This window comes from Streptomyces sp. NPDC087215 (assembly GCF_044744885.1).
In the GTDB taxonomy this organism is placed as follows: Bacteria; Actinomycetota; Actinomycetes; order Streptomycetales; family Streptomycetaceae; genus Streptomyces.
On record NZ_JBIUZD010000016.1, the window covers coordinates 85445 to 108452 of the forward strand.

Genomic DNA, 23008 nt, shown 5'->3' on the forward strand with positions numbered 1-23008 from the left:
CGGCCCCGGCAAAACCCGGTGCGCGGCCCGACCCCTTGCCGGATCATGGACGCCATGGCTGACACCCCACCGGTCCCCTCGGCGCCGCAGCACGCGCTGCCGATCCGGCTCAACCTCGACGACAGCGACTCGCCCTCGGACGTCGTCGACGCGCTGTTCCTCGGCCGCTTCGCGACCGGGGAGCAGCCGCACGCGCACAGCACCACCCTGGACCGGGTCCGGCCCGAGGCGACGCTGCTCCCGGCCGGTGCCACCGTGCTGCGGGCCGCGAAGGACGACGGCCGCAGCGCCCTGCTCGCCGAGGGCGAGGGCTGGACGCTGCTGGTCACCCGCTGGAACCGGGGCGCGGACGTCACCGTGACGGCCGTCGACACCGACCTCGCCGAACGCGTCCTGAAGGAGGCCACCGACGGGGCCAAGGACGAGCCGGAACCCCAGCCGGAGAACGTGACGATGGGCTTCTGGTACATGTCGCCCCGGCGCGGCCCGCACCGGACGACCCGCCAGATCAGCGCCGGGACCTGGGACGAGGTCCGGCCGAACTACTCGGCGCCGGTGGCCGATTCCATGGACCGGCTGATGAAGGTCACGCCCGACTCCGTCAGCGGCCGTCTCCTGCTGCTGCACGGTCCGCCGGGCACCGGCAAGACCTCCGCGCTGCGGTCCCTCGCCCGGTCGTGGCGCGACTGGTGCCAGGTGGACTGCGTGCTCGACCCGGAGCGTCTCTTCAACGACGTCGGCTATCTGATGGACATCGCCATCGGCGAGGACGAGGGCACCGAGAAGGGACGCTGGCGGCTGCTGCTCCTGGAGGACTGCGACGAGCTGATCCGGGGCGAGGCCAAGCACACGGCGGGGCAGGCCCTGTCGCGGCTGCTCAACCTGACCGACGGGCTGCTCGGGCAGGGCCGGAACGTCCTGGTCGGGGTCACCACCAACGAGGACCTGGAGCGGATGCACCCGGCCGTGGTCCGGCCGGGCCGCTGCCTGGCCCGGATCGAGGTCGGGCCGCTGACCCGGGACGAGTCGGTGCGGTGGCTCGGCCGGGAGGAGGACGTGCCGCGCGAGGGCGCGACGCTCGCGGAGCTGTTCGCCCTGCGTCGCGGCACGCCCCCGGTGGAACTCCCGGAACCCCGCACGGCGGGGGCGGGCCTGTATCTGTAGGCCCTTTCCGTGCGGGGCCCGGTCCCGTGGAGCGGTCGGTGGGGCCGGGGAGGGGTCAGTCGTCGTAGGCCGCGCGCAGTGCCTCGCTGAGCGCCGCCTCCGCCGCCTCACGGCTGAGGCCGAGGCGGTGGGCCTCCTCGGCGTACTGGGCGGCGGCGGTGGCGGCCCGGCGGGTCGCCGCGTCCCCGGCGGCGGCGACGAAGGTGCCGTGACGCCCGCGCGTCTCGATCACCCCGTCCGCCTCCAGGGCCTTGTACGCCTTGGCGACCGTGTTCGCGGCGAGCCCCAGTTGCTCGGCGAGCCCGCGTACCGTCGGCAGCTTGTATCCGACCGGCAGTCCGCCCGACCGGGCCCGCTCCGAGATCTGGGCACGCAGTTGTTCGTAGGGCGCGGTGGTGGATGCGTGGTCCACGGCGATGGTGAGTGTCACCCCGCCGATTCTGCCCCCATGCCACCCGAAAATGGGAGGCGGCGGAGCGTCCCTCGCCCGTAGCGTCCGGCCACATGACTGTGATCGTCCGTGATGTGTGCTCCGAAGACGCCGAGGGGTTCGCCCGGGTCCGGCGCACCGCCCTCCCCTTCATGCTCACGACCGCCGCACAATGCGCCTTCGACTGGGCGCGCGCCCATCCCGATTCCCATGCCCGTCCGCTCGTCGCCGTGACGGAGGACGGCGAGGTCGTCGGCACGGCCCAGCAGGGCATCGCCCATGACTCCCCCGAGCCCGGCGTCGGCTTCGTCAACGTCTACGTCGACCCCGCGCACCTGGGCCGGGGAGCGGGCACGCTGCTGCTGCGGGCCGCCGAGGAGCACCTGGCCGAGCGGGGCGCGACGACCCTGTACAGCTGGGTCCTGGACGCGCCGGAGAACCTGGCCTGGGCCGGGCGCCGGGGCTACTCCCCCAGCCGGTCCGCGTACTTCCTCCGGCTCGACCTGGCCTCGGCCGGACTGCCGCCGCTCCAGGCGCCGCCCGCCGGGGTCGAACTGCTCACCGGCGAGGACTTCGCGGCCGATCCCCGGCCGCTGTTCGAGCTGGACGCGGTGACGACCGCCGACGAGCCGGGTGACGTGGGGACGGAGCTGGCCGACTTCGACCACTGGCGGGCGACCACGTGGGAGCATCCGCTGTTCGACCGGGCGCTGACGACGGTCGCGGTGGTGGACGGCGTGCCCGCCGCGTTCAGCGCGGCGCAGACGGACGGGCTCGGCCGCTTCGGCAGCGGGATGACGGGCACGGCACCCGGGTTCCGGGGGCGCGGACTCGCCAAGCTCGCGAAGAACGCCTCGCTGCACCGGGCCCGCGCGGCGGGCTGTACGGAGGCGTTCACCGGGAACGACACGGAGAACGGGCCGATGCTCGCGATCAACGAGTGGTTCGGCTACGAGGTCGTCGCGAGGGAGGTGCGCCATGTCCGGACGCTCGGTTGAGATCACCCTGACGAAGGGCGGCCGGACGAAGATCCGTTACCCGGCCGAGGTGCTCGGGGAGGACGGTGACCGGCTCTCGGTCCGTGCCCCGTGGGCCGCCGAGGGGATACGGGACTTCGGCTTCGTGCGGTTCGAGCCGGGCGACGTCTTCGTGGAGCACTACTGGCGCGACCGCTGGTTCACGGTCAAGGAGGTGTGGTCGGCCGACGGCACCCGCAAGGGCTGGTACTGCGACATCACCCGGCCCGCCGTGATCGGGGACGCGGGGGTGGTGGTCGAGGACCTGGACCTGGACCTGTGGGTGTCGGCGGACGGGAGCGAGGTGCTGCGGCTGGACGAGGACGAGTTCGCGGCGAGCGGGCTCGCCGCCTCCGACCCGGAGGCGGCGGAACGCGCCGTCGCCGCCCTGGACGCGCTGGCGTCCCTGGGACGCGAGGGCCTGACGGAACTCCTGAGCTGAGCGGGGGGGCAGGGCGGGACCCGTCGCCACGGCGGGGCGGATGCCGAGTGCCGTACGGCCTCCGGGACTCGCCGGGGGCGGGGCGGGGCGCGTACCAGCGCCGCCCCGGCCCCATCCCGGTCCCGCCCCGGTCCGGGGCTTCCGGCGTTCAGCCCAGCGTGACGGGGGCCTCCTGTACGGCCCTGATGGTGGGGACCGGGAGGCCGTCCGGGCCGGTGGCGATCTGGGTGAGCGTGGCGCGCACCCGGGCGGCGCCGGGCCGGTAGGCGGGGTCCTTCACGACCCCCGTGTTGGTCCATGGGTGCGGTCGGCCGTCGCAGATCGCCCGGGTGCCGCCGATCCCGGCGGAATGGCCCGCCTGTGTGAGGTTGGAGCCGACGAGGACGGGGCCCGCGCCGTCGTCGAGGCAGCGGTAGGTCCCGGACAGGGTCACCGTGGCGTCCGCGCCGAGGGTCCCGTGGCCGTCGACGGTGATCGCGTCGGCGGCGACGGACGCGTGGCCTCCGAGTCCGGCCGGGGCGGCGGGGACGACCGTGCCGGGGGCGAGAAGGCCCTGGGCCGTTCCCCGGCCGGGCGGACCGTCGTGGCCGGAGAGACGGTCGTGAACGGGAACGCCCTCCCGGACGGAGGGGCCGTCGTGGCCGGAGAGACCTTCCAGGACGGAAAGGCCCTCGTGGGCGGAAAGGCCGTCGGCCCCTCCCGCGTGGGCGAGAGGGGCGACGGCTGCGGAGGCGGCGAGCAGGGCGCCGGTGACGAGGACGCGTCGTACGCGCATGTGCGGGTCCCTTCGGGGGTGGGGGGTGGTGCTGCCCGCCAGGGATATCGGATCCGGCCGCCAGGTGTCTGAAACTCACCCCTTTGCGGGCGAGTTGGCCGTATCCGCCACACATACCGTCGTACGGTCAGCTCGCGGAGCGGCGGCTCACCAGCTTCCGCACCAGCGGCCAGGCGAGCAGCAGCACGACGACCGCGTACACGGTGATCGAGAACGGCGTGTTCACCAGGCCCGTCACGGCGCCGTCGCTGATCTGGAGCGCGCGGCGGAGCTGCTGCTCGGCGGCCGGGCCGAGGATGACCCCGATGACGGCCGGGAGCACCGGCAGCCCGTAGCGCCGCATCCCGAGCCCGATCAGACCGACGACCAGCAGGATGACCAGGTCGAGGGCCTCGCCGCCGACCGCGTACGCGCCGACCGCGGCGAAGAACAGGATGCCCGCGTAGAGGTACGGACGCGGGATCCGCAGCAGCTTCGCCCAGACCGGGGCCAGCGGCAGGTTGAGCGCGAGCAGCAGCACCATGCCGACGAACAGCGAGGCGATGAGGCCCCACACCAGCTCCGGCTCCCGCTCGAAGAGCAGCGGGCCCGGCTGGATGCCGTACTGCTGGAACGCGGCCAGCATCACGGCGGCGACGGCCGTCGTCGGCAGTCCGAGGGTCAGCATGGAGACGAGGGTGCCCGCCGCCGAGGCCGAGGCCGCCGCCTCCGGTCCCGCGACGCCCTCGATGGCGCCCTTGCCGAACTCCGCCTTGTGCTTCGACAGACGCTTCTCCGTGACGTACGAGAGGAACGTCGGGATCTCCGCGCCACCGGCCGGGATCGCGCCGAACGGGAAGCCGATGAGGGGACCGCGCAGCCAGGACTTCCAGGTGCGCCGGACGTCGTCCTTGCCCAGCCAGGGGCGGCCGACCGGGATGGCCTCCCCGGTGGAGCGGCGCAGGTGCGCGGCGACCCACAGGGCCTCGCCGATGGCGAAGAGACCGACCGCGACGATGACGACGTCGATGCCGTCGGCGAGCTGGAGCGAGCCGAAGGTGAGGCGCTGCTGGCCCGTCATCTGGTCGAGGCCGACCAGTCCGATGGTGAGGCCGATGAGCAGGGAGGCCAGGCCCCGGATGCGGGAGGAGCCGAGGACCGAGGTCACCGCGATGAAGGCGAGGACCATCAGGGCCAGGTAGTCGGGGGCACCGATGTCGACGGCGAGCGCGGCGACGGTCGGCGCGAGCACGACGAGCAGGATCGTGCCGATCATGCCACCGGCGAAGTGGCCGATGGCGGCGGCGGCGAGCGCCTGGGCGCCCCGGCCCGACTTGGCCATCGGATTGCCCTCGATGGCGGCGACGACCGCCGCGCTCTCCCCGGGGGTGTTGAGGAGGATCGAGGTGGTGGAGCCGCCGAACATGGCCCCGTAGTAGATGCCGGCGAACATGATGAACGCGCCGGTCGGGTCGAGCCCGTAGGTGACGGGGAGCAGCAGGGCCACGGCCATGGCGGGGCCGATGCCCGGGAGGACACCGATGGCGGTGCCGAGGAGCACGCCGAGGGCGGCCCACATCAGGTTCATCGGGCTCAGGGCGGTCCCGAAGCCGTCGATGAGGGAGTTGAGGGAATCCATGGGTCAGATCACTCCCATCAGCGGGCCGCCGGGCAGCGGTACGCCGAGCAGCTTGTCGAAGACGCCGTAGGCGAGGAGCGAGAGGCCGGCCGCGATCAGCGGGTCACGGTGGTAGTGACGGCTGCCGAGTGCGTAGGCCGAGCCCCAGAAGAGCAGTGCTCCGGCGACGGGGAAGCCGACGGGTCCGATGAGGACGGCGAAGGCGAGGAAGGCTCCGGCGAGGAGCAGGACGGTGCGCCAGTCGGCGGGTTCGGCCAGGTCGACGTCCTCGCCCGCCTCTGCCTCGCCCCGGCCGCCGCGCAGGACGTCCACGGAGAGCAGGACGGCGACGATCAGGAGTCCGAAGCCGACGACGAGGGGGACGGTGGCGGGGCCGACGGGGCCTCTGCCCGCGAGGTCGGAGTCGAGGGTGAGGGCGTCGACGAGGACGAGGACACCGAGGAGGAACAGGAGGACGCCGACGCCGAGTTCGGAGCGTTCGCGCAGCCAGGAGCCCTTGGCGGCCCCGGCCTTCGCGCTCCCGGCCCCGGAGGTCTCGTTCGCCGGGGTCTCCTTCGCCGAGGTCTCGCTCCCGGTCCCGTCCTCCGTGCGGACGGGCTCGTCGCGGACGGCCTCGGCCTTCGCGTGGCCGGTGGTCTCGCGGCCGGTCTCCGCGGTCTCGTTCTCCACGGCACCGCCGTTCGCGGGGTCGTTCTTCGCGGGGTCGTTCTTCGCGCTCACAGGCCCAGCTCCTTGAGGACGGAGCCGACGCGGCGGTCCTGCTCCGTGAGGAAGGCGCCGAACTCCTCGCCCGGCAGGAAGGCGTCGTTCCAGCCGTGGGTCTTCAGCGACTCCTTCCACTGCGGGGAGTCGCGCAGCTCGGTCACGAGGGTCACGAGCTTCTCGCGCTCGGCGTCGGAGAGTCCGGGCGGGGCGACGATGCCGCGCCAGTTGGTGAACTCGGTGTCGAGCCCGGCCTCGCGGAGGGTGGGGGCGTCGAGTCCGGGGACGCGCTGGGGGCCGGTGACGGCGAGGAGCCGCAGCTCCCCGGCCTTGATCTGGTCGAGGTACTCGCCGACGCCGGAGACGCCGAAGCCGACCTTGTTGCCGAGGATGGAGGCGAGGAGTTCGCCGCCGCCGTCGAAGGGGACGTAGTTGACGTCCTTCGGGGCGATCCCGGCGGCCTGCGCCATCAGCATCGGGGCGAGGTGGTCCGGGCCGCCGGGCGAGGAACCGCCGCCGACGGGCAGCTTGCCCGGGTCCTTCTTCCAGGCGGTGAGCAGTTCCTGGATGGTCTTGTACGGGGAGTCCTTGCCGACGACGACGATGTCCTGCTCTTCGGTGAGCCGGGCGATCGGGGTGGTGTCGGCGAGGGTACGGGGGGTGGCGTTGGTGTGGACGGCGCCGACGACGCCGAGCCCCATGGACATGGCGAGGCGGCCGTTGCCCCGTTCGCCGACGAGCCGGGTGAGGCCGACGGTGCCGCCCGCGCCCGGCAGGTTGAAGACCTCGATGTCGTCGGTGAGGCCCGCCTCCTCGGCGTTCTTGGCGGCGGTACGGGCGGTGATGTCGTAGCCGCCGCCGGGGGTGTTGGGAACCATGAAGCGCAGGCCGGGTATCCGGGTGCCGGAGTCGGAGCCACTGCCGATGCTGAGCAGTGGGGGACCCACCAGCACCAGGAGCGCGGCCCCGAGGAGGGCGAGGGGGGTGCGCAACCGCACGTGTGCCGCCTCTCAGGTAGAAGGGGAAGGGGGGTGTGAGGTGGCCCACATGTTGCCTGCGCGTTAAGAAGCTGTCTCTCTTCCGCAACCAACGGACGTTGTGGTCGTTGTGGTCGCGACCTAGCGTGGGTAGCTGTGACGAACGTGCTGGTGGTGGACGACGACTTCATGGTCGCCAAGCTGCACTGCCGCTATGTGTCGGTGGTGCCCGGATTCAGAGTGGCGGGGGTGGCGCACAGCGGGGCGGAGGCGCTGCGGGCGGCGGAGCGGCTGCGGCCCGACCTGGTGCTGCTCGACGTCTTCCTGCCCGACATGGACGGCATCCGGGTGCTGCGGGAGATGCGGGCCGCGGGCCTGGCCACGGACGCGCTGTTCATCACGGCGGCGCGGGACGTGGGCACGATCCGTGAGGCGCTGCGGGCGGGGGCGCTGCACTATCTGATCAAGCCGTTCAACCAGGCGGCGCTGCACGAGCAGCTGCGTCACGTGGCCTCGCTCCGCAACCGCCTCGACGAGCTCGACGAGGCGCGCCAGGAGGACGTGGACCAGATCTTCGGCACCCGGCCGCGCGGCTCCCGGGAGCTGCCGAAGGGCCTGGCCGCGCACACCGCCGACCTGGTCGACTCGATCCTCCGCGCCCACCCGGCGGGACTCTCGGCCACGGAGTGCGCGGAGGCGGGTTCCCTCTCCCGCGTCAGCGCCCGCCGCTACCTGGAGTACTTCGCGCAGACGGGCCGCGCGGAGATCACCCTGCGCTACGGCGGCACGGGCCGCCCGGAACGCCGGTACCGCCGCCTGGGGTGAGGGGGGGACCCGGGGGGGGGAGCGCGTTCCCTGCCGGGCCCGGGGACAGCCCGTGCTCCGGACGAGGGGCGGGCGGTGCTCCCCGGCCGTCTCCCACCGGCGAGCCGATCGGAGATCCGCCCGTACCGGGCGGGACAGCCACCACCTCATCCGCCGGGTCGGATCCCGGGCCGGACGCCCGGGACCCGACGCGCACCGCTCCCGGCACCGTGGCCCCGGGAGCGGCGAGGGTCAGCGCTTCTTCGTCTTCCGCCGCTGCGGCAACGTCCACTTCCCCCGATGCTTCTGGCACCGGGAGTAGCCGATCATCGCCGGGTTCTTGCACGGCTTGCCCGTCGCGGTCTCCGTGGATCCGCACTTGACCTGCTGGCCCACACACCCTCCCTGGAACTGGAGCGAACGGGGAGAGCGTCCCGTGGACCGGGCGGCCCCGGAGCGCCACTCCCCCGGACAGGCCGGATCCCGGGCGCATACGGCCGGATCCGGTCGTCGACGCCGAGGAGGCGGGGCGGAAGCGACCGACCGGCGAGCCGCCCCGTGCTCCCGCGCACGGGGCCTCAGCGGTCTTCTCTCAGTCCGGTCTTACCTGCGCCTTAAAGCGACCCTAAGGATCTCCTTGCGCCCCGTTCCCGGGGCTCCTTCGCGTGGTCGCGGGGCTAGCTTGCTGGTCAACCCCCCATGTCGTCCCCCTGAAGGAGCTGTCCCCCCATGACCTCTCGCCGTACCTCCGCCGCCGCCACCACGGTCGCGGTGTTCGCCCTGGCCGGGCTCTCGTCCGGGCTCTCGTCCGGGCCCGCGTTCGCGCACGGGTCGATGACCGATCCGGTGAGCCGGGTGTCGGCCTGCTACGCGGAGGGGCCCGAGTCCCCGAAGTCGGCGGCGTGCAAGGCGGCGGTGGCGGCCGGCGGGCCCCAGGCGCTTTACGACTGGAACGGGGTGAACATCGCGAACGCCGCCGGGAAGCACCGGGAGCTGATCCCGGACGGCAAGCTGTGCAGCGCCGGGAACGACAAGTACCGGGGGCTCGACCTGGCGCGGGCCGACTGGCCCGCCAGCCCGCTGACCTCGGGGGCGCACACCTTCCGCTACAAGGGCACGGCGCCGCACCGGGGTTCGTTCGCGCTGTACGTGACGAAGGACGGGTACGACCCGGCGAAGCCGCTGAAGTGGTCGGACCTGGAGGCGAAGCCGTTCGCGAAGGTGACGGACCCCCGGATGGAGAGCGGTGACTACGTCTTCCGGGGGACGGTGCCGAAGAAGTCCGGACGGCACCTGATCTACTCGGTCTGGCAGCGCTCGGACTCCCCCGAGGCGTTCTACACCTGCTCGGACGTCGTGTTCGGGAAGGACAGCGGCGGTACGGCCCCGGCGCCGACCGCCTCCGCGCCCACCGAGGAGCAGATCGAGGACGGCCAGGGCCAGTCCACGGTCGAGCACGGCGGGCACGGCGACGACGACGCGGCGACGGGCGCGGGCGCGACCGCCCCGCAGCGGACCGTTCCGGCGGGCGGGGAGGACGGCGGTCCGGCCACGTCCGCGCCCAACGCCCCCGCGCCCGCGGCCGGTTCGGGCACGGGCTCCGGCGAGGTGCTCGCCGAGACGGGCGGCGACGCCACCACCGCGTACCTGGCGGTGGGTGGCGCCGCCGTCCTGGCGAGCGGGGCGGCCCTGCTCTTCGCCGCCGCCCGCCGCCGCCGTTCGTAGCGGGTAGCGGCCGGTCGCGGCCGGTCGCCCTAGCCGACCACGGACAGGCAGGTCGTCGGTGTGGCGCGGGCCGGGTCGAGGGCGTTGGCCACCTCGTGGAAGGCGACCCGGTCCACCGTGCCGATGGCCACGTGCTCGGAGAGGTCGAGCGCGCACTTGTCCTGGATGAGGACGTTGGTGACGTTCGGGCCGCTCAGGAACTGTGAGCGGTAGGGCGTGACGACCTCGTCGTACCGGGTGGCGATGACGTGGTAGCGGACGCCGGGCACGGTGTCCCCGCCCTCGTTGAGCCGGGTGAGGAACGGCGAGCCCGCGATCTGGTCGGCGAGGCCAGGCGTGGCGGAGCTGATCAGGTCCTTCGCGCCGGGGAAGTACGGGAGCAGTCCGGTGAGGCCGAGCAGGGTGGTGCCGTGGTTGTCGGGCGCGATGCCGACGAGCGCGTTCACCTTCTCGGCCCCGCCGAGGAACTTGAGGTACCAGCGGGGCATCATCCCGCCCTGGGAGTGTCCGACGAGGTCGGCCTCGGGGGCGCCGGTGGCGGCGAGGACCCGGTCGACGTACGTCTTGAGCTGCCCCGCGGACGCGGCGATGGGCCCGAGTCCGTTGAAGAGGGGCACGCCCGGCAGCTGGCCGTAGTCGAGCGAGAAGACGCAGTAGCCCCGGTCGACCAGGTAGGGCGCGAGGCCCAGCCAGTTGTCGACGGAGTTGCCGAAGGTGCCGTGGACGAGGACGACCGGGCGCGGATGGGCGGCGGACGGCTTGCAGGAGAAGTCGTTCCAGCCCCGGCCGGTCGTCGCGGCAGCGGGCTGGGCGGAGGCGGCGGCGGTCGGCGCGAGCGTGGCGGCGGCGGCCAGGAGCAGGACGGACAGCGCTCTGACGGCCTGCTTCCAGGGAGTACGGGACAGCATCGGGCGTTCTCCTCGCGGCTCAAGGGGATGGTGGGGGTACGCCCTGCGGTCCGGACCACAAGTGGGGATGCGCGGTGGGGCCGCGCTCCCGCCAAGCTACGCACCGGTAGTCTCGACCGGAAGTTACGCGTCGGTAAAAAATGACGTGTCGTCATGAACGATCAGGACAAGGCCCGTTGGGCTCACCCCGGGGGCGGGCGTACGGGAGCCCCGCCGGGTGCGGACCCGCCCCCCGGGGGACACCCGCTCCCCTCCCCGTTCCTCTCCCCGCTCCCCTCGCCGCCGCCCCGCGCGACTCACCCGTTCGGGCCCTTCCCGACTGCGGGCGGGGGCATCGGGGCGGAGCCTGGGGGGCATGAGTCTCGTCGATGAGCTGAGAAGCGCCGTCACTCCCCGAGCCGCCCTCCTGGTGATCGGCGTCTTCGCCCTCCAGTTGCTGTTCATCACCTCTTACGTCGGGGCGCTGCACCATCCGAAACCGAGGGACGTGCCTTTCGGCGTGGTCGCGCCGCAGGCGGTCTCCGGGCGGCTCGTGACGCAGTTGGACGCGCTGCCCGGCGGGCCGCTGGACGCCCGTCCGGTCGCCGACGAGGCCACCGCGCGGGACCAGATCCTGAACCGGGAGATCGACGGCGCACTGCTCTTCGACCCGGTCGGCCGCACCGACACCCTGCTCGTCGCCTCGGGCGGCGGTACGGCGCTGTCCACGGCCCTGGACAGGATCGTCACCCGGGTGGAGGAGCTCCGGGACCGCTCGGTGCGGACGGTGGACGTGGCACCCGCCTCCCGGGAGGACTTCAACGGGCTCTCGTCCTTCTACCTGGTCGTCGGCTGGTGCGTCGGCGGCTACATCTGTGCCGCGATCCTGGCGATCAGCGCGGGTTCCCGGCCCGCGAACCGGGAGCGGGCGGTCATCCGGCTCGGGGTGCTCGCGCTCTACTCGGTCCTCGGCGGGCTCGGCGGCGCGCTCATCGTCGGTCCGGTCCTGGGCGCCCTGCCGGGCAGCGTCGCCGCCCTGTGGGGCCTGGGGGCCCTGGTGGTCTTCTCCGTCGGCGCGGCCACGCTCGCCCTGCAGTCGGTCTTCGGGATCGTCGGCATCGGTCTGGCGATCCTGATCGTGGTGGTCGCGGGCAATCCCAGCGCGGGCGGCGCCTTCCCGCTGCCGATGCTGCCGCCGTTCTGGAGCGCGATCGGGCCCGCCCTGCCACCCGGCGCGGGCACCTGGGCGGCGCGCTCGATCGCGTACTTCAAGGGCAACGACATGACCGCGTCGATGCTGGTGCTCTCGGCCTGGGCGGTGGTCGGCACGGTGGTGACGCTGGTGGTGACCTCGGTGAAGCCGCCGCCGGAGCCGGAGGCCATCGCGGACGAGGTGGCCGCCCCGGGCGGGGCCCGGCCCTGATCCCGGCGGGGCCCGGTCCCGCTCCCGTACGGGCCCGGCCCCGATCCCCGTACGGGAAGCGGGTCCGCACACCGCGAAGGGCCCCCGGCGCTCGTCAGCGCCGGGGGCCCTTCGCCATGGGGTGCTACTTGCCGTAGTACGCCCGGGTCATCAGTTCCTTCATGTCGTCGATCATCGGCATCCGCGGGTTGGCGGGCGCGCACTGGTCGGCGTAGGCGTTGACCGCCTGCTGGGGCAGGGCCTCCAGGAAGGCCGCCTCGTCGACGCCCTCCTCCTGGAAGGAGGCGGGGATGCCGCAGCGGGTCCGGAGGTCCTCCACCGCGCGGGCGTAGGACTCCACGCCCTCCTCCGGCGTCTCGGCCGGGAGGCCCAGCATCCGGGCGATCTCCTGGAAGCGCTCGGGCGCCCGGTAGACCTCGGCCTTCGGCCACGGCACGGCCTTGTGGGTGACGGTGCCGTTGTGGCGGATCACGTGCGGGAGCAGCAGCGCGTTGGTGCGGCCGTGGGCGACGTGGAAGGTGTTGCCGAGGGTGTGGGCCATGGCGTGGACCAGGCCGAGGAAGGCGTTGGCGAAGGCCATGCCCGCGATGGTGGAGGCGTTGTGCATCTTCTCGCGGGCCTCGGGCGCCTTGGCGCCCTCCGTCACGCAGGTCTCCAGGTTCTGGAAGATCAGCTTGATGGCCTGGAGGCACTGGCCGTCGGTGAAGTCGTTCGCGTAGGCGGAGACGTACGCCTCGGTGGCGTGGGTCAGGGCGTCGAAGCCGGAGTCGGCGGTGACCGTGGGCGGGAGGTTCATCGGCAGCACCGGGTCGACGATGGCGACGTCGGGGGTGAGCGCGTAGTCCGCGAGCGGGTACTTCTGCGCCGCCGCCGGGTCGGAGATGACCGCGAAGGGGGTGACCTCGCTGCCGGTGCCCGAGGTGGTCGGGATCGCGACCAGCTTGGCCTTCTCGCCGAGCTTCGGGAAGCGGTAGGCGCGCTTGCGGATGTCGAAGAACTTCTCCTTGGTGTCCGCGAACTCGACCTCGGGCCGCTCGTACATCAGCCACATGATCTTCGCCGCGTCCATCGGGGAGCCGCCGCCGAGGGCGATGACGGTGTCCGGGCCGAACGCGCGCATGGCGGCGGCTCCGGCCTGCACGGTGGCGAGCTCCGGGTTGGGCTCGACGGAGTCGATGACCTGGATGGTGACCGGCTCCTCGCGTCCGTTGAGGATGTCGGTGATCTTCTGGACGAAGCCGATGGCGCTCATCGTCCGGTCGGTGACGATGGTGACCCGGTGGATGTCCTCCATCTCGCCGAGGTAGCGGATCGCGTTGCGCTCGAAGTAGATCTTCGGCGGCACCTTGTACCACTGCATGTTGTTGTTGCGCCGTCCGATCCGCTTGACGTTGATCAGGTTGACCGCGGTCACGTTGTTCGACACGGAGTTGTGTCCGTACGAGCCGCAGCCGAGCGTGAGCGAGGGGAGGAAGGAGTTGTAGACGTCGCCGATGCCGCCGAAGGTGGAGGGCGCGTTGACGATCACGCGGATCGCCTTGACCCGCTTGCCGAACTCCTCGGCCAGTGCCTCGTCCTCGGTGTGGATGGCGGCGCTGTGGCCGAGGCCGTGGAACTCGACCATGCGGGCGGAGAGTTCGAGGCCGTGCTCGGTGGAGTCGGCCTTGAGGGCGGCCAGGATCGGGGAGAGCTTCTCGCGGGTGAGCGGTTCGGCCTCGCCGACCTCGGCGCACTCGGCGAGGAGGATGGAGGTGCCCTCGGGGACCTCGAAGCCCGCCTGCTCGGCGATCCACCGGGGGGACTTGCCGACGACGGCCGCGTTGAGCTTCGCGCCGCCGCAGTTGGTGGCGTGGGCGGTGGTGCCGAAGACGTACTCCTCCAGCTTGGTCTTCTCGGCGGCGCTGACGACGTGCGCGCCGAGCCGTTCGAATTCGGCGATGCCCTCCTCGTACACCTCCCGGTCGAGGACGACGGCCTGCTCGGAGGCGCAGATCATGCCGTTGTCGAAGGCCTTGGAGAGCACGATGTCGTGGATCGCGCGCTGGAGCTTGGCGCTGCGGGTGACATAGGCGGGGACGTTGCCCGCGCCGACGCCGAGGGCGGGCTTGCCGCACGAGTAGGCGGCCCTGACCATCGCGTTTCCGCCGGTGGCGAGGATGGTGGAGACGCCCTCGTGGTTCATGAGGAGGCCGGTGGCCTCCATGGAGGGCTCCTCGATCCACTGCACACAGCCCTCGGGGGCGCCCGCCGCGACGGCGGCGTCACGGACGATCCGGGCGGCCTCGGCCGAGCAGTGCTGGGCGGAGGGGTGGAAGGCGAAGACGATCGGGTTGCGGGTCTTGAGGGCGATGAGCGCCTTGAAGATGGTGGTCGAGGTGGGGTTGGTGACCGGGGTCATCGCGCAGACGACGCCGACGGGCTCGGCGATCTCGGTGATGCCGTTCAGTTCGTCGCGGCGGATGACTCCGGCGGTCTTCAGGCCGGCCATCGAGTGGGTGACGTGCTCGCAGGCGAACAGGTTCTTGACGGCCTTGTCCTCGAACAGGCCCCGGCCGGTCTCCTCGACGGCGAGCTTCGCCAGGTCGCCGTGCGCGCTCAGCGCGGCGAGCGAGGCCTTCTTGACGATGTGGTCGACCTGCTCCTGGTCGAAGGTCTCGAACCGGTCGAGCGCCCCGAGGGCGTCCCGTACCAGTCCGTCCACCATCTCCTTGGCCTCCATGGCAGGTACTCCTTCTTCGGTCCCTTTTCGCTGATGTCTCCATTCGACACCCGTTGACCTGCGAAAAGGGGCGGAAAAGGACCCCTGGGGAGGGGCCGGAAGTCCCTTTGTGAATGGATTCACAAGGATTTCCGGCCCCCGTTCACCCCTTCGCTCAGAAGACGCTGACCCCGTAGGCGCTCAGCGCCTCCGTCACGGGCTGGAAGTACGTCGTGCCGCCCGTGGAGCAGTTGCCGCTGCCGCCCGAGGTGAGGCCGACGGCCCGGCTGCCCGAGTAGAGCGGGCCGCCGGAGTCGCCGGGCTCGGCGCAGACGTTCGTACGGATCAGACCGGAGACGATGTCGCCGCCGCCGTAGTTCACGGTGGCGTTGAGACCGGTCACCGAGCCGCTGTGGATGCCGGTGGTGGAGCCCCGCCGGGTGACGGAGAGGCCGACCGTGGCGTTGACGGCACTGGTGATGTCCACGCTGCCGACCGATCCGGACTTGACGATCGACGCGTTGGTGTAGCGCACCAGACCGTAGTCGTCACCGGGGAAGCTCGATCCGGCGGTGGTCCCGAGCACGGTGGCGCGGGAGGAGTCGGCGTACCAGCTCCCGGCGCCGTCGGTGCAGTGCCCGGCGGTCAGGAAGAAGTAGTTCCCGGCGCCGTCGCGGACGTTGAAGCCCAGCGAGCAGCGCCAGCTGTCGGCGTAGGTCGCGTCGCCGCCGGAGATCAGCTTGCTGAGCTTCCCGGGGGTCCGTTCGACGCGGAGGGCGTCCGCGTTCGCCCCGGCGCGGCCCTTGATCCTCGCTATCTCCGCCGGGGTGACGGTGGAGTCGGCGGTGACCACCAGCCGGTCGGTGGCGGTGTCGACGTACCAGGCGGTGCCCGCCACGTCGGCGGCGCGGACGGCGTCACCGGTAGCGGCGAGCGCGGCGGCGCCGAAGGTACGGGGGCCGGTGTCCGCGGTGCCCGCGCTCGCGGTGGGGACGGCGAGTGCCGCGACGGCGGCGAGACCCGCCGTGACGGCGAGCAGCCGGATCGTTCTCGTGGGGGTGGTGCGCGTGGTCCTCACTTTTCGTTCCTCCAGAGGGGAATCGGGGGCCCGCCGTGGGGGGTCGGGCCCGTGAGGCGCGGCCGGGGGCCTGCGCTGTGGGGGAGTGTCGACGCGCACGACTTCACGTCGCAAGGGCGCATTCCAGCCGTGGACTTCTCAACTACCGCCGTTCACAACGGTGTTGGGGAGAAGAAAAGCCGACCGGGAGGAGATCCCCCCGGTCGGCCCCCGGTCGGCTCGCGTTCGGCCCTCGGTCGGCTCGCGGTCAGCCGGTGAGCTGTCGCCGCTCCCCCGCCGCCACGGCGGTGTCGAGCGTGTTCCCGGGCGGCGGGAACGGGCAGATGAAGTGGTCCGCGAAGGCGCACGGCGGCAGCAGCGCGCGGTTGAGGTCCACCGTCACCGAGCCGTCCGCCGCCGGGGCCGCCGGGCGCAGGAACCGGAAGCGGTAGCTGTCCCGTCCGCTGGTGGCGTCCGCGAAGACCGCCCACAGCGAGCCGTCCTCCTCGACGGCCACCTGAAGGGTGTGCTCACCGCCGTGCAGCTCGAAGACCAGTTCCCCGGCGAGCCCGAGACCGCGCTCGCGTCCGTCGGCGTTCTCCACCCGGACGCTGCGCTCCGCCCCGTACGGGCGGTAGACACCGGGCACCACCCAGCTCTCGTCGTACGGGGTGGCCTCGATGCCCCGGAAGGCGCTCCGGGCCTCGGAGCCGGGGTCGAAGTCGCGTACCGCCCACAGCCCCTCGCGGCGCAGCACCACGAGCCGCCTGCCGCCCGTGGCGACCCGCGAGGCGTGCACCGGGCCGTGGTCGGCGGTCAGCCGGACCGTGCCGCTGAGGGGCTTGTCGTCGACGGTGATCCCGTCCTCGGCGCGGGCGCTGAGGAGCACCTCGCCGCCGTCCTCCCGCCACTCCCCCGGAACGTCTGGAATTCGCCCCTCCGGGAAGTCCGAGAGCCAGTGGGTGCCGGTGAGGGAGAGCGGACCGTACGAGGAGGAGACCGCGGCCTCCCGCTGCTCGTGCCAGTGCCGCCACCGCTCCGCCGCGTCCGGCGGTGTCTCCGGCGCCGGGTCCCGCTGTCGATCCGTGCTCATGGTGCTCAACCTTTCCATACGGGCTCGGGAAGCCCGAGGTGCGACCGCAGCGTGGTGCCGGAGTACTCCGTACGGAAGACCCCGCGCTCCTGGAGCAGCGGGACGACCCGGTCGACGAAGCCGTCGAGGCCGCCGGGGGTGAGGTGGGGGACGAGGATGAAGCCGTCGGCGGCTTCCGACGCGACGAACTCCGTGAGGGCCGCGGCGACCGTCTCCGGGCTGCCGACGAAGGACTGCCTGCCGGACGCCTCGATGACGGTCTGCCGGATCGACAGGCCCTTGGCCTCGGAGAGCGCCCGCCACTTCCGGGCCACCGCCACCGGGTCGGCGACCCGCACCCGGCCCTGGACGAGCCCGGAGTCGGGGTCGGGGTCGATGTCGGGGAGCGGCCCGTCCGGGTCGAGGGCGGAGAGGTCGCGGCCCCAGATCTGTTCCAGGGCGAGGAGGGCGTTCTGCGGGGAGACCTGGCGGAGCCGGATCTCGGCGGCGTGCTCCTGCGCCTCGGCGTCGGTGTCGCCGAGGACGTACGTCACACCCGGCATGATCTTCAGATCGCCGGGCTCCCTCCCGTACCGGGCGAGCCGTCCCTTGACGTCGGCGTAGAACTCCCGGCCCGCCTCCAGGGTGGAGTGCCGGGTGAAGACCACGTCGGCGGCGGACGCGGCGAACTCCCGTCCCTCGGCGGAGTCCCCCGCCTGGATGACGACCGGGTGGCCCTGCGGGGAGCGCGGGACGGTGAACTCCCCCTCGATCCCGAACTGCGGGCCGTCGTGCGCGAAGGCGCGCGGGGTCCCGTCCGGGGACCAGGAGTTCCACAGCTCACGGGCGGTGGCGAGGAACTCGGCGGCCCTGGTGTACCGGTCGGCCCGGTCCAGGAAGCCGCCGCGCCGGAAGTTCTCCCCGGTGAAGGCGTCCGAGGAGGTGACGACGTTCCAGGCGGCCCGGCCCGCGCTGAGGTGGTCGAGCGAGGCGAACCTGCGGGCCAGCTCGAAGGGTTCGTTGAAGGTGGCGTTGACCGTGCCTGCCAGACCGAGGCGTTCGGTGACGGCGGCGAGCGCGGTCAGCACGGTGAGCGACTCGGGGCGGCCGACGACGTCGAGGTCGTGGACGCGTCCGTTGTGCTCGCGCAGCCGCAGCCCCTCGGCCAGGAAGAAGAAGTCGAAGAGCCCGCGCTCGGCGGTCCTGGCCAGGTGGACGAAGGAGGAGAAGTCGATCTGCGAGCCGGAGCGCGGATCGGCCCAGACAGTGGTGGAGTTGACGCCGGGGAAGTGCGCGGCGAGGTGGATCTGCCTGCGGCCGTTCGTGGTGCTCACGGGGTCGCTCCCGTCGTCGTGTACTGGCTGACCGGGCGGGGCAGCCCCAGGTGGTCGCGGAGGGTGGCGCCCTCGTGGGCGGTACGGAAGAGGCCCCGGGCCCTGAGCCGGGTCACCGTCTCGCCGGTGAACCGCGCGAGGTCCCGTTCGGGGACCTCCGGCACGAGGTGGAAGCCGTCGATCGCGCCGCCGCCGTGCCAGCCCGCGATCAGTTCGGCGAGCGCGCCGGGCCCGCCCTCGTGGGTGTCGGGGCCGACGGTGGCCGAGAGCAGGACGCGCAGCCGGTCCGGGTCGCGGCCGTGGGCGCGGGCGCCCTGCCGCAGTTCGGTGCGCAGGGCCGCCGCCTCCTCGGCGGACGTGGCCCTGACCAGGGCCACGTCGGCGTGCTGGGCGGCGGTGTCCCGGGCGGCGGGGAGGGTGGCGTCGACGACGGTCACCGGGTTGCCCTGCGGGGGCCGGGGGACGATCGAGGGGCCCTTGACGGAGAAGGCCGAGCCCTGGAAGTCCACGTGGTGCAGCTTGCGGCGGTCGACGAACCGGCCGGTCGCCACGTCCCGTATCTCGGCGTCGTCCTCCCAGCTGTCCCAGAGCTTCCGGGAGACCTCGGCGACCTCACCGGCCTCCTGCCACAGTTCGGCGGCGGGCGGGGCGGGACGGCGCCCGAAGAGCCGGGCCTCGGTCCCGGTCGGGGAGACCGCGATCCGCCAGCCCGCCCGGCCCCGGCTCACCCAGTCGAGGGTGGCGACGGCCGCCTGGACGTGGAAGGGCTCGGTGTGGGTGGTGGTCACGGTCGGCACCAGGCCGATGGAACGGGTTTCCGGGGCGACCCGGGCGAGGACGGCGAGCGCGTCGAGGCCGGGCCGGGTGAAGGAGTCGTCATGGGTGAGGAAGTCGAGCGCGGCGGCCTCGGCGAGCCGGGCGAGCGCGACGGTCCGGGCGGCGGCCGTCGCCGCACCGGCGGCGGTACCGGCGGCGGAGGTCCCGGCGGCCGGGGTGAGTTCGGCGGCGAGATGCAACGGCCGGACACGGGGCCCTGGACCGGGCCGGGAAGCGGAAGGAGGTGCTGTGGTCATGCGGTCTCTCTCGGTACGGGGCGGGCCTGGCGGTCGGGACGGGGGAGCGGCCCCCGGGGGGGTGGGTGTGGGCCCGGGGAGGGCCTCGGGGCCGGGGGCCCGGGACCCGAAGTGGTTCGGGTGATCCCGGGGGCCTGGTGGTCTGGAGTCCTGGTGGTCCGGAGTCCTGGTGGTCCGGAGTCCTGGTGGTCCGGGGGCCCAGGGACCGGGTGGTCCCTGAGTCCTGGTGGTCCCGGGGATCGGGGCCCGGGGATCGGGGCCCAGGGATCGGGGCCCGGGGTGGTCCCGGTGGTCCCGGTCCCCGAGCCCCGGTGGTCCCAGGTGTTCCGGAGTCCCGGAGGGTCGGGGCCCGGGGTGGTTCCGGAGTCCCGGGCGGGTCCGGGACCCCGGGGCCGGAGGTCGGGGGCCCGGGGCCGGAGGTCGGGGGCCCGGGGCCGGGGCCTAGCTCCGGACCAGGAGCGGAGTCCACATCGGGCTCGGGGTCCGGCCCCGGAGTCGGAACCTGACTCAGGGCCGGGCCGGGACCAGAGCCGGTCCCGGGACCAGAACCAGAACCGGAACCGGAACCGGAACCAAGGTCAGGTGCAAGATCCGGCCCGGGACCAAAGCCTGGGCTGGGGGGCTGGGACCCGGGCCTGGGCTCGGGCCCCGACCCGGGACCCTCAGGACTCGGGCTCATGCCCCGAGGTCCAAGGCCCCGGATCCAGGGCCCCGGGCTCGGACGGCCTGGCGCCGGGCGGGCGCCCAGGGGCGGGAGGCCCCCCGCCTCCCCGCTCCTGGGCGGGACGTGCCCGGGGCCTTGAGCCCGGCCCCGGACTGACCCGCGCCCGTCATTCCCCGGTCCCTGAGCCCGGCCCGGCCCGGCCCCACCGGCCCCCGGCACCGGCGGCGCGGAGCCCGACCGGCGCGGAGCCCCGGTCAGCGCCGGGCCCCGCCCCGCCCGGTGTCCACCGCTCCCCCGGGCCCCGCGCGCGGGTCAGTTCTTGGTGCGGGGCAGGCCCGGGGGGTTGATCTCCGACTTCGCCACGGCCTCGCTGTCCAGGCCCCAGCGCTTGAGGACCTGGGCGTAGGTGCCGTTCTCGATGAGGTGGTCGATCGCGGCGGCGTAGGCGGCGACGAGTCCGCTGTCCTTCTTCGTGGTCGCCGCGATCTTGCCCTGGAGTCCGGCGCCCGCGCCGGAGAACTTGCCGACGGCCTCGGTCTGTCCGGCGGTGGCCACGTGGTAGGCCACGGTGGGGTTGGGGCCGAGGTAGCCGTCGATGCGGCCGGACTGGAGGGCGAGGTAGTAGTCGGTGGTGTTGTCGTAGTACTTGATGTCGACGCCCTTGCGGCCGGCCTTCTCGTTCTGCTGCGACCAGTCGACGAGGATCTTCTCCTGGTTGGTGCCGGTGCCGACCGCGATCCGCTTGCCGGAGACGTCCTCAGGTCCCTTCACCTTCCAGCCGGACCCCTTCTTCGCCTCGAAGGCGAGGTCGTCGAGGCGGTAGGTGGCGAAGTCGTACTTGTCCTTGCGCTCCTCGGTGACGGTGACGTTGGACAGGACGCCGTCGTACTTCCCGCTGTCGAGGCCGACGAAGAGGTTCTCCCACGACACCGCGTTGAACTCGGGCTTCAGACCGAGGGCGTCGGCGATCAGGGTGGCGAGGTCGAGCTCGACGCCGATCAGCGTCGTGTCGTCGGTGGCGCGGAAGGCGAGCGGCGGGTTGCTCTTGGCGGAGACGCCGAGGATCAGGGTGCCTCTCTTGCGGACGGACTCCGGGAGCTTGGCGGCGAGGGCGTCCACCTTGGCGGTGTGGACGCGCTTCTGGTCCGGGCCCAGGTTGATGCCCCCGCCCTTGTGGCCCTCGGGCTTGACGGTCTCGATGGCGGCGTCTCCCGAGCCGCAGGCGGTGAGGACCCCGAGGGCGGTGAGCGAGGCGAGGGCGGTGAGAACGGTGCGACGGGTCTTCACGGCAGTGCTCCTGTACTGGGAAAAGGGAAACGCGGAGAGCGGGAGGGACAAGGGGGTGGAGAAGAGGAGGTCAGAGGACCTTGGAGAGGAAGGCGCGGGTGCGCTCGTGGCGCGGGCTTTCGAGGACCTCGGCGGGCGGGCCCTGCTCGACGATCCGGCCCTCGTCCATGAAGACCACCGTGTCGGCGACCTCGCGGGCGAAGCCGATCTCATGGGTGACGACGATCATGGTGGTGCCGGAGGCGGCGAGGTCCTTGATGACGTCGAGCACCTCACCGACCAGTTCGGGGTCGAGCGCGGAGGTCGGCTCGTCGAAGAGGAGCAGTCCGGGTTCGAGGGCGAGGGCGCGGGCGATGGCGACCCGCTGCTGCTGTCCGCCGGAGAGCTGCTTGGGGTACGCCCGCGCCTTGTCGGCGAGCCCGACGCGTTCGAGCAGGGCGAGGGCCGCCGCCTCGGCGTCCTTGCGGGGGCGCCCGAGGGCCGAGACGGGCGCCTCGACGATGTTCTCCAGGACGGTGAGGTGCGGGAAGAGGTGGAAGTTCTGGAAGACGAAGCCGATGCGGGTGCGCTGCTTGAGGATGTCCCGTTCCCGCAGCTCGTACAGCTTGTTCCCGGAGCGGCGGTAGCCGACGAGGGTGCCGTCGACGCTGACGGTGCCGCTGTCGACCTTCTCCAGGTGGTTGATGGTCCGCAGCAGGGTGGACTTGCCGGAGCCGGAGGGGCCGAGGACGACGGTGACCTCGCCCGCGCGGACGTCGAGGTCGATGCCCCGCAGGACGTGGAGGGCGCCGAAGCGCTTGTGGACGGAGCGGATCTCGACCTTGGCGGTGGTGCCGGGAACCGTGGTGCCGGGGGCGGTCCCGGTCGCCGGTCCCCCGGTGGTGGCGTCGGCTGTGGTGGCGTCGGCGGTGACGGAGCTCATCGGGTGCTCCCCTTCGCGTAGTGGCGTTCGACGTAGTGCTGGACGACGGAGAGCGCGGTGGTGAGCAGGACGTACCAGGCGGTGGCGACCATCAGCAGCGGGACGACCCGGCCGTTGCGGCCGTAGACGACCTGGACCTGGTAGAAGAGTTCGCCGATCGCCATGACGGAGACGATCGAGGTGCCCTTGAAGAGCGAGATGATCTCGTTGGCGGCGTTGGGCAGGATCGAGCGCATGGCCTGCGGGAGCACGATCCGGCGCAACTGCCGGAACCTGGGGATGCCGAGCGAGGCGGCCGCCTGGAGCTGGCCCTCCTCGACGGCGAGGACTCCGCCGCGGACGATCTCCGCCGCGTACGCCGCCTGGTGCAGGGCGAGTCCGAGGACGGCGGCGCTCATCTCGCCGACCAGGCCCATGGTGTCGAAGGAGAGGAAGCTCGGCCCGAAGGGGATGCCGATGCTCAGCTCCTTGTAGAGGTACGCCAGGTTGAACCAGAAGAGCAGCTGGACGATGAGCGGGATCGAGCGGAAGGCCCAGATGTAGCCGAAGGCGACGGTCCGCAGGAACGGGCTGGCCGACAGGCGCATGAAGGCGAGCACCATGCCGAGGGCGAAGCCGAGGGCGGTGCCGTAGAAGGTGAGCTGGAGGGTGACCCAGACGGCCCGCAGGATGGTCTCGGTGGTGAAGAACGCGGCGAAGACGTTCCACTCCCAGCCGGGGTTGGTGACCAGTCCGTGGACGAACTGGACGAGCAGGACGGCGGTGACGGTCACGGCCACCCAGCGCCAGGGGTGGCGGACGGGCACGACGACGAGTTCCCCGGGTGCGGAGGGCCCGGAGGGTGCCGACGGGTCCTCCGCACGGAGGTCGGTGGCGGGCGGATCGCTGGTGAGAGACATGGCGGTTCCTCGGAGGGATGGGGTGCGGGCGGCGCGGGA

At 72.7% G+C, this 23008-nt stretch carries 21 protein-coding genes; 6 read left to right on the forward strand and 15 right to left on the reverse strand.

Annotated features, from left to right (window positions below):
* The first annotated feature begins 45 nt into the window (after window positions 1–45).
* Window positions 46–1164 carry a DUF5925 domain-containing protein gene (locus tag ACIO92_RS29440; RefSeq protein WP_401240966.1) on the forward strand — a complete coding sequence of 373 codons (1119 nt, stop codon included), beginning with the start codon at window positions 46–48 and terminating at the stop codon, window positions 1162–1164.
* 55 nt (window positions 1165–1219) lie between these two features.
* Here ACIO92_RS29440 and ACIO92_RS29445 read toward each other — a convergent pair whose 3' ends face one another.
* Window positions 1220–1594 carry a GntR family transcriptional regulator gene (locus tag ACIO92_RS29445; protein WP_366444086.1) on the reverse strand — a complete coding sequence of 125 codons (375 nt, stop codon included), beginning with the start codon at window positions 1592–1594 and terminating at the stop codon, window positions 1220–1222.
* Window positions 1595–1668: 74 nt separating this feature from the next.
* Here ACIO92_RS29445 and ACIO92_RS29450 point away from each other — a divergent pair, with 74 nt between their 5' ends.
* Both ACIO92_RS29450 and ACIO92_RS29455 read left to right on the forward strand, forming a co-directional pair.
* Complete coding sequence (locus ACIO92_RS29450; protein ID WP_366444085.1) at window positions 1669–2592, forward strand: GNAT family N-acetyltransferase; 924 nt, start codon at window positions 1669–1671, stop codon at window positions 2590–2592.
* Window positions 2573–3052, forward strand: coding sequence for a DUF402 domain-containing protein (locus ACIO92_RS29455; protein ID WP_366444084.1), 480 nt, complete (start codon window positions 2573–2575; stop codon window positions 3050–3052). The genes ACIO92_RS29450 and ACIO92_RS29455 overlap by 20 nt, the downstream gene beginning before the upstream one ends.
* Before the next feature lie 148 nt (window positions 3053–3200).
* Here ACIO92_RS29455 and ACIO92_RS29460 read toward each other — a convergent pair whose 3' ends face one another.
* The 4 genes from ACIO92_RS29460 to ACIO92_RS29475 all read right to left on the reverse strand — a co-directional run bounded on the left by ACIO92_RS29460 (window position 3201) and on the right by ACIO92_RS29475 (window position 7145).
* Window positions 3201–3827: a DUF6299 family protein gene (locus ACIO92_RS29460; protein WP_366444083.1), complete on the reverse strand. Its 627-nt coding sequence runs from the start codon at window positions 3825–3827 to the stop codon at window positions 3201–3203.
* A gap of 127 nt (window positions 3828–3954) precedes the next feature.
* Complete coding sequence (locus tag ACIO92_RS29465; RefSeq protein WP_366444082.1) at window positions 3955–5445, reverse strand: tripartite tricarboxylate transporter permease; 1491 nt, start codon at window positions 5443–5445, stop codon at window positions 3955–3957.
* Window positions 5446–5448: 3 nt separating this feature from the next.
* Window positions 5449–5931, reverse strand: coding sequence for a tripartite tricarboxylate transporter TctB family protein (locus tag ACIO92_RS29470; RefSeq protein WP_401241097.1), 483 nt, complete (start codon window positions 5929–5931; stop codon window positions 5449–5451).
* Between the two features lie 230 nt (window positions 5932–6161).
* The gene (locus tag ACIO92_RS29475; RefSeq protein WP_351788896.1) at window positions 6162–7145 is read right to left on the reverse strand and encodes a tripartite tricarboxylate transporter substrate binding protein; all 984 of its coding nucleotides are present in this window, start codon (window positions 7143–7145) and stop codon (window positions 6162–6164) included.
* A 135-nt stretch (window positions 7146–7280) separates the two neighbouring features.
* On the opposite strand from ACIO92_RS29475, the gene ACIO92_RS29480 reads away from it, so the two are divergent.
* The gene (locus ACIO92_RS29480; protein ID WP_351788899.1) at window positions 7281–7949 is read left to right on the forward strand and encodes a response regulator; all 669 of its coding nucleotides are present in this window, start codon (window positions 7281–7283) and stop codon (window positions 7947–7949) included.
* Window positions 7950–8180: 231 nt separating this feature from the next.
* Here ACIO92_RS29480 and ACIO92_RS29485 read toward each other — a convergent pair whose 3' ends face one another.
* Window positions 8181–8324, reverse strand: a complete 144-nt coding sequence (locus ACIO92_RS29485) for a hypothetical protein (protein ID WP_366444081.1) — start codon at window positions 8322–8324, stop codon at window positions 8181–8183.
* Window positions 8325–8657: 333 nt separating this feature from the next.
* Here ACIO92_RS29485 and ACIO92_RS29490 point away from each other — a divergent pair, with 333 nt between their 5' ends.
* Complete coding sequence (locus ACIO92_RS29490) at window positions 8658–9653, forward strand: lytic polysaccharide monooxygenase (RefSeq protein ID WP_402283426.1); 996 nt, start codon at window positions 8658–8660, stop codon at window positions 9651–9653.
* Window positions 9654–9682: 29 nt separating this feature from the next.
* Here the strand turns inward: ACIO92_RS29490 and ACIO92_RS29495 are convergent, their stop codons facing one another.
* A complete protein-coding gene (locus ACIO92_RS29495; protein WP_366444079.1) occupies window positions 9683–10561 on the reverse strand; it encodes an alpha/beta fold hydrolase in 879 nt (292 codons plus the stop codon).
* A 355-nt stretch (window positions 10562–10916) separates the two neighbouring features.
* Between ACIO92_RS29495 and ACIO92_RS29500 the strand changes: the two genes are divergently transcribed.
* Complete coding sequence (locus ACIO92_RS29500) at window positions 10917–11963, forward strand: DUF3533 domain-containing protein (RefSeq protein WP_366444078.1); 1047 nt, start codon at window positions 10917–10919, stop codon at window positions 11961–11963.
* Window positions 11964–12087: 124 nt separating this feature from the next.
* Here the strand turns inward: ACIO92_RS29500 and adhE are convergent, their stop codons facing one another.
* The 8 genes from adhE to ACIO92_RS29540 all read right to left on the reverse strand — a co-directional run bounded on the left by adhE (window position 12088) and on the right by ACIO92_RS29540 (window position 22969).
* On the reverse strand, window positions 12088–14682 hold the full coding sequence (adhE, locus tag ACIO92_RS29505) for a bifunctional acetaldehyde-CoA/alcohol dehydrogenase (RefSeq protein ID WP_366444077.1): 2595 nt from the start codon (window positions 14680–14682) through the stop codon (window positions 12088–12090).
* Window positions 14683–14836: 154 nt separating this feature from the next.
* On the reverse strand, window positions 14837–15739 hold the full coding sequence (locus tag ACIO92_RS29510; protein WP_366444076.1) for a S1 family peptidase: 903 nt from the start codon (window positions 15737–15739) through the stop codon (window positions 14837–14839).
* Window positions 15740–15986: 247 nt separating this feature from the next.
* Window positions 15987–16811: a DUF1684 domain-containing protein gene (locus tag ACIO92_RS29515; RefSeq protein ID WP_402283429.1), complete on the reverse strand. Its 825-nt coding sequence runs from the start codon at window positions 16809–16811 to the stop codon at window positions 15987–15989.
* Between the two features lie 5 nt (window positions 16812–16816).
* On the reverse strand, window positions 16817–18097 hold the full coding sequence (locus ACIO92_RS29520; protein WP_402283471.1) for an NtaA/DmoA family FMN-dependent monooxygenase: 1281 nt from the start codon (window positions 18095–18097) through the stop codon (window positions 16817–16819).
* Window positions 18098–18120: 23 nt separating this feature from the next.
* A complete protein-coding gene (locus tag ACIO92_RS29525; protein WP_402059527.1) occupies window positions 18121–19197 on the reverse strand; it encodes an LLM class flavin-dependent oxidoreductase in 1077 nt (358 codons plus the stop codon).
* Window positions 19198–20173: 976 nt separating this feature from the next.
* Complete coding sequence (locus tag ACIO92_RS29530; RefSeq protein ID WP_366444073.1) at window positions 20174–21148, reverse strand: ABC transporter substrate-binding protein; 975 nt, start codon at window positions 21146–21148, stop codon at window positions 20174–20176.
* A gap of 70 nt (window positions 21149–21218) precedes the next feature.
* Window positions 21219–22070 (reverse strand): amino acid ABC transporter ATP-binding protein, encoded by an 852-nt coding sequence (locus ACIO92_RS29535; protein WP_401240944.1) that lies wholly within the window; start codon window positions 22068–22070, stop codon window positions 21219–21221.
* Entirely contained in the window at window positions 22067–22969 is a 903-nt protein-coding gene (locus tag ACIO92_RS29540; protein WP_366444071.1) for an amino acid ABC transporter permease, read from the reverse strand. Before ACIO92_RS29540 ends, ACIO92_RS29535 begins: the two co-directional genes overlap by 4 nt.
* Window positions 22970–23008: the final 39 nt, after the last annotated feature.